This window comes from Brevundimonas sp. UBA7838 (assembly GCF_002500885.1).
Taxonomy (GTDB): domain Bacteria; phylum Pseudomonadota; class Alphaproteobacteria; order Caulobacterales; family Caulobacteraceae; genus Brevundimonas; species Brevundimonas vesicularis_C.
Map to the genome: position 1 here is coordinate 634 of NZ_DLTK01000088.1, position 11,187 is coordinate 11,820.

Annotated in this window: 10 protein-coding genes; 7 read left to right on the forward strand and 3 right to left on the reverse strand. The window is 68.2% G+C overall.

The window, feature by feature from the left end:
- From B3T77_RS06980 to B3T77_RS06995, 4 genes are all read left to right on the forward strand, one after another.
- On the forward strand, positions 1-800 hold an 800-nt coding region (locus tag B3T77_RS06980; RefSeq protein ID WP_292078347.1), incomplete at its 5' end, for a hybrid sensor histidine kinase/response regulator.
- A complete protein-coding gene (locus B3T77_RS06985) occupies positions 782-1,009 on the forward strand; it encodes a hypothetical protein (protein ID WP_292078349.1) in 228 nt (75 codons plus the stop codon). The genes B3T77_RS06980 and B3T77_RS06985, both read left to right, overlap by 19 nt.
- Before the next feature lie 39 nt (positions 1,010-1,048).
- Entirely contained in the window at positions 1,049-1,723 is a 675-nt protein-coding gene (locus B3T77_RS06990) for a DUF4893 domain-containing protein (protein ID WP_292078351.1), read from the forward strand.
- Positions 1,724-1,783: 60 nt separating this feature from the next.
- Positions 1,784-2,527 (forward strand): DUF4893 domain-containing protein, encoded by a 744-nt coding sequence (locus B3T77_RS06995; protein ID WP_292078353.1) that lies wholly within the window; start codon positions 1,784-1,786, stop codon positions 2,525-2,527.
- On the opposite strand, the gene B3T77_RS07000 is transcribed toward B3T77_RS06995, so the two are convergent.
- A complete protein-coding gene (locus tag B3T77_RS07000) occupies positions 2,524-2,988 on the reverse strand; it encodes a hypothetical protein (RefSeq protein ID WP_292078355.1) in 465 nt (154 codons plus the stop codon). The genes B3T77_RS06995 and B3T77_RS07000 overlap by 4 nt on opposite strands.
- An 89-nt stretch (positions 2,989-3,077) precedes the next feature.
- The gene (locus B3T77_RS07005; RefSeq protein ID WP_292078356.1) at positions 3,078-4,718 is read right to left on the reverse strand and encodes a serine hydrolase; all 1,641 of its coding nucleotides are present in this window, start codon (positions 4,716-4,718) and stop codon (positions 3,078-3,080) included.
- 143 nt (positions 4,719-4,861) lie between these two features.
- Here B3T77_RS07005 and B3T77_RS07010 point away from each other — a divergent pair, with 143 nt between their 5' ends.
- A complete protein-coding gene (locus tag B3T77_RS07010) occupies positions 4,862-5,305 on the forward strand; it encodes a MarR family winged helix-turn-helix transcriptional regulator (protein ID WP_292078357.1) in 444 nt (147 codons plus the stop codon).
- Positions 5,306-5,331: 26 nt separating this feature from the next.
- Complete coding sequence (locus B3T77_RS07015; protein WP_292078359.1) at positions 5,332-6,687, forward strand: S41 family peptidase; 1,356 nt, start codon at positions 5,332-5,334, stop codon at positions 6,685-6,687.
- 5 nt (positions 6,688-6,692) lie between these two features.
- Here B3T77_RS07015 and B3T77_RS07020 read toward each other — a convergent pair whose 3' ends face one another.
- Positions 6,693-8,594, reverse strand: a complete 1,902-nt coding sequence (locus tag B3T77_RS07020; RefSeq protein ID WP_292078361.1) for a BCCT family transporter — start codon at positions 8,592-8,594, stop codon at positions 6,693-6,695.
- A gap of 160 nt (positions 8,595-8,754) precedes the next feature.
- Here B3T77_RS07020 and B3T77_RS07025 point away from each other — a divergent pair, with 160 nt between their 5' ends.
- The gene (locus B3T77_RS07025; RefSeq protein ID WP_292078363.1) at positions 8,755-11,058 is read left to right on the forward strand and encodes a TonB-dependent receptor domain-containing protein; all 2,304 of its coding nucleotides are present in this window, start codon (positions 8,755-8,757) and stop codon (positions 11,056-11,058) included.
- The last annotated feature ends 129 nt before the right edge of the window (positions 11,059-11,187 follow it).

An 11,187-nucleotide genomic window follows, 5' to 3' on the forward strand; every position in this document is an offset into this window, starting at 1 on the left:
GCGCCGACGACCCGGCCAATCCCCTGACCGCGCGCCAGATTCAGTCCGTGCGTCAGATCGAGGCCGCGGCCGGTGTCTTGCTGGCCCTGATTGAGGAAACCGAAGCCTTCATGACCGGCGGTGACGGCGGCGGCTCGCCTTCGCTGCACCGCGTCGATCTGCGTCTTGCGCTGCGTCAGGTTTGCGATGGGCTGGAGGCGCAGGCGCGAGAGGCGGGGGTGACGCTGGCCTGTCCGCCGCCCGCCCACGGCCTGTGCGTCATGGCCGATCCGAGCCAGATCCGCCGAATCCCGCGCCGATTGGTCGAGAACGCCCTGCGCCATTCGCCCGGCGGAGGCAAAGTGCGCATGGAGATGTCGCGCGCTGAGGACCGGATCGTCATCGCCATCCATGACGCCGGCATGATCCCCGTCGGTGCGGGCGACGACCGACCTTTCCGCCCGTTGGATGGTCGCGACGCCAGAGGCGGCACCGCCCTCGGCGTCGCCTCGGTCCAGCGGTTGACCGAGCGGATGGGCGGCGCCCTGACCATGGCGCGCAACCCCGGCGCGGGCGCCATCTTTTCACTCAGCCTTCCGGCAGCCCCCGCGCCGGGTCTGGCGTCATCGCGTCAGGCGGTGGTGCTCTACATCGAGGACAATCCCGCCAACATCGCCCTGATGCGGCAGGCGGCGAGCGGGCTGGGCCTGACCCTGCACGCCGCGACGACGGGACCGGAGGGGTTGGATCTGTCGCGTGCGCTCAGACCCGACGTCATCCTGCTCGACATCGGCTGCCGGACATGGACGGCTATGAGGTAAAGGCGAGACTGGACGTCGATCCCCTGACGCGTCACGTGCCGGTCCTGGCGCTGACGGCGGCCGTATCGGCGCCGGACCGGGCGCGCGCCCACGCGGCCGGCTTCGACGCCTGGCTGGCCAAGCCGCTGGATCTGGCGGCCCAGGCGGCTGCGCTGAATACGGCGCTGGGCGGCGCGGAGGTTGACGCCGACGGTCGCAAGAGTGCCTAAGAGGCTTAAGTTCGCCTGGTCGCCCCAAGGGAAGCGTCGATGTCCCCGTTCGTCCCGTTCCGTTCGCTCACGCGTCGTCTGGCGCCGCTGGCCGTCCTGTGCACCGTCGCCGCCTGCGCCTCGACCCCGCCGCCGCCACCCCCGCCGCCGTCCGGCGCATCGGGCGCGCTGATGGACTGGCGCGGCGTCATCACGGCCGGCGACCGGGACCGTTACCGCCGCGTCGACGCCGCCTGGACCCTGGCCCTGCAACAGGCCAAGCGTCAGCGCGGCTCCGGCAACTTGAACAGCCTGGGCGATCTGATCGACCCCAAGGCCGCCCGGCCCGGCGTCTCCCCGCCGCCCGGCGACTATCGCTGCCGCACCGTCAAACTGGGCACCCAGGGGGGCGAGGACGGTCTGGGCTATGTCGTCTACGGCTGGTTCGCCTGCCGCATCGAACAGACGCCGAAAGGCCTGAAGTTCTCCAAGCTAACCGGCTCGCAGCGCCCCTCCGGCCTGCTCTTTCCCGAAGACGACCGCCATATGGTGATGCTCGGCTCGCTGGCCCTGGCGCAGGAGCCCGCCGCCAACACCTATGGCCGCAACCCCGACCGCGATCTGGTCGCCATCCTGCAACGCATCGGCGAGGCGCGGTGGCGCCTGGTCCTGCCGTGGCCCAACACCGAATCCAATCTGGACCTGATCGAGCTGGTCCCGGCGCCGCGCGGCTAAGGTTCGGCTGAACCTCGGGAGCCCTGTCACGTTCGGTCAGGACAACCGATGGAGACGCTGATGCGCCGCACCCCTCTGGCCGTTCTGGCCCTGATGACCACGACAGCCCTGGCGGCCTGTGGCGACAACAGTCCCGCCGCTCCGACCGAGGTTTCGCCCGCCGTCACCACGCCCGCGCCAGGCGTGCCGGCCCAGGCCGCACCTGAGGCGACGGCGACGCCGCAGTCCGCAGCCGCTCCCGACGAGGGGATGCAGGGCGGAACCGACTCCTGGCGTCAGATCGCCAAGGCCGCCGACGCCAGCCTGCTTGGCCGGCTGGATCAGGCCTGGCGCATGGCCCGCGCCGAGGCGGAGGACGGCGGCTTCTCGCGTCAGGTGGAGGCTCTGGGGCCGCTCGCCGACCCGAACGCCGCCCAGACGGGCCGCATCCAGCCGGGACCCGGAACCTATCGCTGCCGCACCATCAAGATGGGCCGCCGCGTCGAGGGCCAGGGACTGGCCTATGTCGAATATCCCTGGTTCGCCTGTTCGGTCGAGCTGACGCCCGGCGGCGATCTGGTCCTGACCAAGACGACGGGATCGCAGCGCACGCGCGGCCTGATCTATCCCGACACCGACCGCCGCGCCGTCTATGTCGGCGCCCAGGCCTGGGGCGCCGACGAGAAGACCTTCCCCGCCTATGGCGACAAGGCCGAACGCGATCAGGTCGGCGTTATCGAGCGCATCGGCCAGAACCGCTGGCGCCTGGTCCTGCCGTGGCCCAAGCAGGAAGCCAAGCTGGAGCTGCTGGAGATCATCGGCTAGCGCGCGCCGGTCGAGCGGGCGATCGCGGCGCGCATGCCCTCGGCGTGAAGCGCGCCTGACGGGGCGATTTTGGTGTTCGGCGTTTCGCTGGGCCCCAGATCGGCGGTGCGATCGTCCGGCCCGGTCCAGGTCGGGCTTTCGGCCTTGCGACGAACGGCATCGCGCAGATTATCGGTCGCCGTCGCGGCCTTCCGACCCGATTTGCGACCGTCCATCTCATCGGCGACGCGAGCGATGGCGTCCGTCAGCAGCGCTTTTTTCTCGCGCGCGCCCGCATCCGGGCCGCTCTCTCCCGCACGAACGCGTCCTCGGATCTGACGCTGCACCCGGTCACGCCGCCCGCGCAGCCGCCCGATCAGGTCGCGCAGTTCCGCCAGCGAACGCTCGGCCAGCGCCTTCGTCTGTTCGACCATATCCGCCTCGTCGCGATCCAGCGCGCGCGGGTTTGGGGTCTTGGTCATGACGGTCTCCCTTTCGATTGATGGGAAGACAGCGTCAGGACGCCCGGGCCGTTCCGGTTTGCGACCCTGGGTCACAGGGGCGTCCGAGGTCAAACCCGCGTCAGTCTCAGGTCCTGATAATCATAGCTGAAGTCGATGTCGGGGCTGACCCCCTTCACCGTCGCGGTCGCCGGCTTGGCGGTCAGAATCGAGAAGGTGACGAAGGCGTCCTCCTCGCGTTTGTCCGGGAAACGGGTGCGGAAGGTCTCGCCGTCATAGGGCTCCAGCCAGCCTTGCAGGGCGGGCGTGTGGGTGAAGCTCAGCCACAGGCCGTTCTTACGATCGCGACCGCGTCCTTCGGTCTTGGGCGCAATGACGATGTCGCCGTACCACGGATCACGCCAGGTCCCGGCGTAGGCGTCCAGCGGCATGGACGGGGGCGCGCCCGCCGCCTGTTTGGCGTCGATCTCGGCCGCGGCGGCGATGGATTTCGCATTGCCCTCGGCCTCCAGCTTCTTGGAGTCCGCGATCCAGTCCACATCGACCTTGCCCATGCAGATGTCCGTGATGCCGGACCGCAAGGCGCGCAGCAGGAAGCTCTCCTCGGCGTTGGAGAAGACGCTGAAGCCAGTCTTGCGGCCGGGGATCAGCACCGTGGCGGAAATCCCGCCGGGCGAGCCGCCGCCATGGCTGGCGATCCGCTCGCCGCGATAGTCCTGAACCTGCAGCCCCATGGCATAGGTCGAGGCGATGGATCGGTTGGGCAGTTTGGCCGTCGGTCCGGCCGACGAGCCGACGATGATGTTGGGGCGATACATCTCGCGCGCCGCATCCTCGGAATAGAGCCGTGTCCCGTCGGGCAGCTTGCCGTCGTTCAGCCGCACGGCGATCCATTTGGCCCAGTCGGTCGGGGTGGTGCAGATGCCCCCCGCTGCCGCCGCCGAATCCCAGTTCCACACTTCGACGATGGACTTGGCGATCGGCGTCATCGCGCCTTGATAGCGCAGCGGCGGCCCAACCCGGCCGTGGGGTAGGGCGGATTTGGACGCATCGGCCAGACGCGCCAGCGGCACGGTCTCGGTCATCCCCACCTTGTCCAGAATGCGCGTCTGGATGAAGGCCTCCCAGCTCATCCCTGACACGGCCTCCAGCACCGCGCCCGCGACCACGAACATCAGGTTGCAATAGTGGTAGCGCGAGCGAAACCCGTCCTCGATCGGCACGAAGGCGGCCTGGGCCAGCACCTCGGCGCGGGTGCGATCCGAGTTGGGCCAGAACAGCAGGTCGCCGGCGCCCAGGCCGAACCCGGCCCGGTGGCTCAGCGTATCGCGCACCGTGATGTGTTCGCCGATATAGGGATCGGACAGGGTGAAGCCGGGCAGATAGGTCCGAACCGGCGCGTCCCACTTCACCTTGCCCTCGTCGACCAGGATGGCCAGGGCGGCGGCGGTGACGTTCTTGGTGTTGGAGGCGATGGCGAACAGGGTGTGCTCATCGGCCCGCGCCGGCTTGCCCTGAACCTTGACGCCATAACCGCGCGCCAGAACGGTCGCCCCGTCCTTGACCACCGCGACGCCCAACGCCGGCTGATCCGGCCAGGCCGCCATACACTTGGCCACATAGGCGTCCACCGCCGCCGCCAGCGACGCATCATCGTTCGCCGGCGCGCTCTGGGCGAACACGGGCCCCGCCGCCAGCGCCGCCGCGCCTCCGGAAGCAAACAGGGTGCGGCGCGACAGACGAAGGGACATGGCGAACTCCAGCAAAGACCGCCGGACGCTAGCGCCCCGCCAGCTCAAGGCCAAGTGCTGCTAACAAATGGGGATTGACGATAAATATAAGGGCTTATATATAAGCCCTCATGTTGTCTGCATCACCCACACTCGGAACGCTATTGCGCTATCTGATCGATCTTCTGGATGGAGAGGTCGAGGCGGCCTATGCGGCCTCTGGCCTGAATTGGCGTCCCCGCTACACGCCGATCCTTCGCATCCTGATGCGCGACGGCGGGCAGTCGATCAAGACCATCGCGCAGCAGATCGGCATCAGCCATTCGGCCGTCAGTCAGACCGTGACCCAGATGGTCAAGGACGAGCTGGTTCTGCTGAAGCCCGGCGCCGACGCGCGTGAGCGGATCGTGATGCTGACCGCCAAGACCGAAGCGATGATCCCGCGTCTGCAAGGGCAATGGGCGGCCGTGAACCAGGCGGCCGAGACATTGGACCAAGAGCTGTCGGCGCCCCTCTCCGGCGTGGTCAAGGAGGCCATCGCCGCCCTGACGGATCAACCCTTCGGCCAACGCATTCAGGCCGCTGCAAAGACGCAGTCGGCCGTCTAACCTCAACCCCTCCACCGGAATTTATCATGCAATCCAAGCTGCTCAGCGCCGCTGCGATGGCGCTCGCCCTGATGGGCGTCCAAGGCGTCGTTCCCGACAAGGCCCACGCTCAGGCCCGCCCTCCCGTCGTTTCGTCCGCCCCGGTCGAACTGTCCGCGACCCAGCGCGCTGCGGTCCTGAGCGCGATCCGACAGGCGGTTCGGTCTTCTTACGTCTTTCCCGACCGGGCGCTGGCGATCCTTGCTCGGTTGGACGCCGCCCAGACGTCCGGCCGCTACGACGTGTCTTCGCCCAACGAACTGGCGGGTCTGATCAGCGGCGACCTGCGCGACGCCAGCCAAGACGGTCACGTCTATCTGGAATATGCGCCCGATCGCTTCGCCGCCGCCTCGGCCGGCGCCGACGCGATCCAAGCCCTCTCAGAGATCGACGCCGCCGCCGCCCGTCGCGACAACCACGGTCTCAGCGCCATGGAAATCCTGCCCGGCAACGTCCGCTATCTGAAAATCGACGCCTTCCATTGGGTCTCGGACGAAACGGGCCGCGCCTACGACGACGCCATGCGGTTCCTGAAGGGCGGCGACGCGGTCATCATCGACCTGCGGGGCAATGGCGGCGGAGCGTCCGAGGCGGTCCAGTATCTGGTCAGCCACTTCCTTCAGGCCGGGACGCTGGAGATCACCTTCGTGAAGGCCGGGCAAGAGCCGGTGCAGACGCGCGCGCTCGACAATCTGCCCGCCGGGCGACTGAACGGCACGCCCCTGTATGTACTAATCGACCAGGCCTCGGCCTCTGCGGCGGAATCCTTCGCCTATGACGTTCAGCAGTTCAAACTCGGCCGGCTGGTGGGAGCCAAGACGGCGGGCGCCGCCAACAACAATGACTTCTTCCCCATCGCGCCGGGCTTCATGCTCAGCCTGTCGGTTGGCCGACCCGTTCACGCGGTCAGCGGCGGCAACTGGGAGGGCGTCGGCGTGGCGCCGGACACCCCGACTTCCTCCGTCCAGGCGCTGGACGCCGCCCAGGCCGAGGCCCTGCGCGGCTTGCTGTCGACGACGACGTCCGACGCCGCCAAGACGGACTACGCCTGGGCCCTGACTGCGGTCGAGGCGCGCCTGAACCCGCCCGTGACCGACGCCGCCCTGCTGCAATCCGCGCCCGGCGCCTATCGCAACTATGTGGTCACGATGCAGGACGGCGCCCTGGTCGTCGCCCGGCCCGGCCACCCGCTGTGGCCCGCGCCGCGCAAGCTGCAAGCGCTGACCGCCGACGGCCTGTTTGCAGTCGAGGGTCTCGACGTCCTGCGCATAGGCTTTAAGGACGGCGCCCTGCAGCTGTGGTGGAAGGACGAGCCCGCGCCGCGCATCATCCCGAAGACCTGAGGTCTCTACGCCAGTCGCCAGCGTTGCAGCTTTTCCAGCACGTCGGCGACGATCTGGTCGCGGGTGAAGCCGGTGATGTCTTGGGGGCGTTCGCCTTGGCCGGTCTGGGCGGTCAGTCGCCATTCCAGCAGGCGGCGGCCTTCAGGCGTCTCGCGCTGGGTTACGGCGGGACGCGGACGCGAGCGGGCGCCCAGGCGATAGATGAAGGCGCGCTCGCCCTGTTTGACCGTCAGCCAGGCGACGCCGTCGTCGCGCCCGATCTCGGACTCCGCCGCCTCGGCCTCCATGGCGGCGTGAACCGTTTCCAGCGCAGGCAGGCCGTGGCGCTCGATCTCATCGTTGATATCGCTGCGGCTGGCCGGGGCCAGAATACGTTTCAGCTGCTGCGCCAAGGGCGGGCCCTCGGTCTCGAGGTTGCGGCCTGCGACGTCGGCGTTCATCTGGCGCACCAGGCCGATCGACAACAGGATCATGATCAGGACGAAGGGCAGGGCGGCGGCCAGGGTAGCGGCCTGCAGCGCGCCCAAACCGCCCGCCAGCAGCAGGGTCGCGGCGATCAGGCCCAGCAGCAGGCACCAATAGACCCGCTGCCAGCGCGGCGTGTCGTCGGCCCCTCCGGAGGCGATGGTGTCGATCACCAGGGCCCCCGAATCGGCCGAGGTGACGAAGAAGACCGCCACCAGCAGGATCGCCAGGCCCGAGGTGAAGGCTGCGCCCGGCAGTTGCTCCAGGAAGTAGAACAGGGCGGTCGACAGGTCGGCCGAAACGGCGTTGGAAATCGCGCCCGCCGCCTGGCCCATGTCCAGGCTGATCGCCGTATTGCCGAAGACGGTCATCCACAGGAAGGTGAAGCCGGCCGGCACCAGCAAGACGTTCAGCAGGAACTCCCGCACCGTTCGCCCGCGCGAAATCCGCGCGATGAACATCCCCACGAAGGGCGACCAGGCGATCCACCAGGCCCAGTAGAACAGGGTCCAGTCCGCCATCCAGGCGCGCGGCTCATAGGCGTAGAGGGTGAAGGTCCGCTCGACGAAATGGCTGAGGTAGAAGCCGAAGTTCTGGATCAGGGCCTTGAACAGGAAGCCGGTCGGCCCGACCACCAGCACGAACAGCATCAGCAGCACCGCCAGCACCAGGTTCAGCTCCGACAGACGGCGCACCCCCTTGCCGACCCCGCTCATGACCGAGGCGGTCGCCGCCGCCATGACCACGACGATCAGCCCGACCTGAACCCAGGCCGTGTTGGGAATGCCCAGCAGATAGGTTAGGCCGCTGTTCATCTGCGACACGCCGAAACCCAGAGACGTGGCGATGCCGAACGCCGTGCCCCAGATGGCGAAGATGTCGACCGCATCGCCGATGGGTCCGTTGACGCGCTTGCCCAACAAGGGCGACAGGCCCGACCTAAGCGTCAGCGGCAGACCCTTGCGGTGCGCGAAGAAGGCCAGGCTGAGGCCCACCAGCGCATAGATCGACCAGGCGTGGGCCCCATAGTGGAAGAAGGTGATGCCCATGGCCTGACGCGCGGCGTCGAAGGTGCGGCCGGCGCCCTCGGGCGGATTGATATAGTGCTGGATCGGCTCGGCGACGCCGAAATACATCAGGCCGATCCCCATGCCGGCGGCGAACAGCATGGCCAGCCAGGACAGATAGGGAAAGTCCGGCTCGGCGTCGTCCGGCCCCAGCTTCAGCGCGCCCGTGGGGCCGATCGCCAGCACCAGCACCAGCCCCACGAAAGCGGCGACCGAGGCGATATAGAGCCAGCCGAAGGTGTCGATCACCCAGGCCTGAACGCTCTGGAACAGGCGGTCGGATTCTCCCGGCGCGACGATGGCGACGAGGAGCAGCAGCGCGATGATGGCGCTCGCGCCCCAGAACACGCGGGGGTTCATCTTCGTGGTCAGCATCGGGTCAAAGCGTATGGCGAAGCTGACAGTTCCCAGCTTGGCCACAACCGCGCCGTCTCGATGAAGAAGATGTAACTTTGCGATTCAAAGTAACGTCGATAGTCAGGCTTATCGACGGGCGCAAACAGACGCCCGCGCACTCTTTCAGGATCGCCGGGGCATGACCTCTTCCAAACTCGTTCTCATGCTGGGTGCGGCCGCCGTCGCCCTGCCCGGCGCCGCTCTGGCTCAATCCCAGAATTCGTCCCAGACCGCCTCGCAGATCCCGCCGCCGGCGGCGACGAGCCAGCCGGCCGCTCAAACTCCGGCGACGACGGCCCAGACGCCCGCGCCGCGTACTCAGACGGCCGAACCGCCCCAGCAACAGCAGCCCGCCAGCGTCGGCGATGTGGTCGTCAACGCCCGCGCCAATGACGTGCGCACCTCGATCGACTCGGTCAGCTACAGCCTGGCCAACGACCTTCAGGCGACGACGGGCAGTCTGGCCGACGCGCTGCGCAACGTGCCGTCGGTGGACGTGGACCCTGAGGGCAATGTGTCGCTGCGCGGCGACGCCAATGTCACCATCCTGGTCGACGGCCGCCCGTCCGGCATCCTGACCGGCCCCGGTCGCGGCCAGGCCCTGATCCAGCTGCCGGCCAGCCAGTACGCCCGCATCGAGGTCATGACCAATCCATCGGCCGCCTACAGCCCCGAGGGTTCGGGCGGGGTCATCAATCTCATCACCAAGCCCACGACGCCCAAGCCGGGGACCCAGACGACCGGCTCGCTGCGCGTCAACGTCGGCGACAACGGCCGCTGGAACGCCGGCCTCAGCGGCTCGTACCAGAAGGATCGCCTGACCCTGTCGGGCGACGCCAGCTATCGCTCCGATCCGACCGAACTGACCTTCAACCGCGTCCGCGAACAGCTGGATCCGGTCACCGGCGCGGTGGTTTCGACCACGACCGTCGAACAGCCGGTCGAGTCCGAGCAGAACGGCGCCTTCGCCCGCTTCACCGCCGAATACAAGCTGGACGACAAGACCCAGCTGACCGGCGAACTGCGCGGCGTGGCCTTCGACGGCACGGGTTCGGGCGACGGCCTTTATGAAACCCGCAACGCCGCCGGCGCGGTGACCAGCGCCTATCGTCGGGTCGGCGATTCCGACTTCAGCTTCAACAACTGGGGCGCCACGGCGCGCGTGCTGCGCCGCTTCGACGGCGACGGCCATGAGTGGTCCAACGAGCTGCGCTACGACTCCAACGCCAACGACACCACCAGCCAGACCCTGACCACCTTCCTGACCCCGGCGGGCGCGGCTCTGTACGAGCGGACCAGGACCGCGGTCGATCAGGTGACCTGGGGCTTCACCAGCGCCTACACCCGCCCGATGTCCGACGGCGGCAAGCTGCGCCTGGGCTATGAGCTGAACGCCCAGCGGCCCGAGCAGGACGCCGAGTTCCTGCGCGGTCCCTCGCAGGCAGCCTTGGCCCCGGTCCCGGCCCTGAACAACCGCTTCGAAGCGACCCAGACGGTGCATGCCCTGTACACCACCTATGAGCGGCCGCTGGGCGAGAAGCTGTCGGCCCAACTGGGTCTGCGGCTTGAGCAGGCGGACATCGAGATCAAGGATCTGACCGGCGGCGCCTCGGCGTCCCAGGACTATTTCCGCGCCTATCCGACCGCCCACGTCCAGTATCAGCTGACGCCTGAACAGACCCTGCGCGCCAGCTATTCGCGCCGCATCCAGCGGCCCCAGCCCAGCCAGCTGAATCCCTTCGTCGTCTATCAGGACCCGCTGAACGTCCGCTCGGGCAATCCGGATCTGGGGCCGCAGGAGACCGACAGCTTCGAGGCCATGTGGCAGATGCGAAAGGGCCAGAGCTTCTATCAGGCCACCGCCTATCTGCGGAACACCGACAAGGCGTTCACAGACGTGGCGTCCGACATCGGCGGCGGCGTCTTCCTGACCCGTCCGGAAAACCTGGGCTCGCGTCGCGACCTGGGCGTGGAGGCGACGGCGAACGGGCGTCTGCATCCGACCCTGCGCTATAGCGCCAGCGTCAACGTCTTCCGTCAGGAGATCGACTCGGGCGCTGTCGTCGGCGGCGGCGACCGCGAGGCCACCCTGGCCAGCGGGCGTCTCAGCCTGAACTGGCAGCCGACCGCCAAGGACTTCGTCCAGGTCTCCAGCTTCTGGCAGGGCGACAGCCTGTTGGCCCAGGGACGGCGCGAGGCCGGCGGCATGGTCAATCTGGGCTATCGCAGGAAGCTGAACGAGCAGCTGTCGTTCAACTTCACCGCACGGGATATCTTCAACACGTTCAACACCACGACCATCTACGAGACGCCGCAGTTCCGCGAACGCTCGGAGCAGGACATCAAGCTGCGGGCCTTCTACATCGGCCTGACCTGGAACTTCGGCGGTCCGCGCCGCCAGCCGGAACAGTTCGACTTCTCGACCGGCCCGACCGGGGGCTGACAACCTGACGGGGGACGCGGGCTCAGGTCCGCGTCTCCCAGGCCAGCCAGGCGGCGACCACGACCAGGCCGCCGGCCATCACCGCGCGCAGGGCCTGGGGCAGTTCGGAGAAGTCGGCGCTCTTGTCCA

Bases quoted from the DNA above. Each gene is read 5' to 3' on its own strand.
- B3T77_RS07025 (WP_292078363.1), top strand. From the start codon at position 8,755: ATGACCTCTTCCAAACTCGTTCTCATGCTGGGTGCGGCCGCCGTCGCC.
- B3T77_RS06995 (WP_292078353.1), top strand. From the start codon at position 1,784: ATGCGCCGCACCCCTCTGGCCGTTCTGGCCCTGATGACCACGACAGCC.
- B3T77_RS07020 (WP_292078361.1), bottom strand. From the start codon at position 8,594: ATGCTGACCACGAAGATGAACCCCCGCGTGTTCTGGGGCGCGAGCGCC.
- B3T77_RS06985 (WP_292078349.1), top strand. From the start codon at position 782: ATGGACGGCTATGAGGTAAAGGCGAGACTGGACGTCGATCCCCTGACG.
- B3T77_RS07000 (WP_292078355.1), bottom strand. From the start codon at position 2,988: ATGACCAAGACCCCAAACCCGCGCGCGCTGGATCGCGACGAGGCGGAT.
- B3T77_RS07005 (WP_292078356.1), bottom strand. From the start codon at position 4,718: ATGTCCCTTCGTCTGTCGCGCCGCACCCTGTTTGCTTCCGGAGGCGCG.
- B3T77_RS06990 (WP_292078351.1), top strand. From the start codon at position 1,049: ATGTCCCCGTTCGTCCCGTTCCGTTCGCTCACGCGTCGTCTGGCGCCG.
- B3T77_RS07015 (WP_292078359.1), top strand. From the start codon at position 5,332: ATGCAATCCAAGCTGCTCAGCGCCGCTGCGATGGCGCTCGCCCTGATG.